1 pseudogene is annotated in these 743 nt (G+C 63.0%); it reads left to right on the top strand.

The annotated features are described in order from the left end of the window. Positions 1-743, top strand: a pseudogene (locus tag EN914_RS37225) (kinesin); the annotation flags it as partial.

Below are 743 nucleotides of genomic sequence, written 5' to 3' on the forward strand. Positions count from 1 at the left end.
TCGCCGACCTCATCGGCCGGATGACCAAGTCCAGTTCGCAGCTCGGTCAGTTGATCGAGCAGGCCGCGGTCAATCTCGGCCAGGTCGATGAACGCCTGAGCGGCAGCACGCAAAGCTTCGCCGCCACCACCGAGAAGGCCGCGCAGACCTTTGCCAGCTCGGCACGTCTGGTCGATTCGAACACGACAAGGCTGACGGAACTGTCGTCGTCCACCTTGCGCGAGGTCGCGTCGATTGCCACCAAGTTCGACGAGCACAGCCGCCTGCTCTCCAGTGCTTCGGACCTGTTGAGCTCGGCCCAGAGCAACCTCGAGCACACGCTCGAACGGCAGTCGTCGCTCGAAGACCTCGCCGTCGGCCTGGTCAAGAAGTCGGAAGATCTCGAAAGGGTCATGCGCTCGTTCGAAAATCTCGTCGGCCAGACGCTGCAGAACGCCGAAGGCAAGACGATGGAGTCGGCCGACAAGATCCGCAACGCCATCACCGACGTCGTCGACTCGGCAACCAAGCGGTTTGCCGATGCGACCGAGGAGATGCGGCGCACAGCGGGTTCGATCAAGAGCGAACTCGACCTGACCCGCGCCGAGCTCAAGAAGGGCGTCATCGAAATGCCGGAAGAGGCCAAGGAATCGACTTCGGCCATCCGCCGCGCCGTTTCCGAGCAGATCAACGCCCTGAAGGAGCTTTCGGACATCGTGGCCAAGTCCGGCCGCGGCGGATGGCCGAAGTCGATTCCTTGGCCT

Source organism: Mesorhizobium sp. M7A.F.Ca.CA.001.08.2.1, assembly GCF_003998455.1.
GTDB lineage: Bacteria > Pseudomonadota > Alphaproteobacteria > Rhizobiales > Rhizobiaceae > Mesorhizobium > Mesorhizobium ciceri.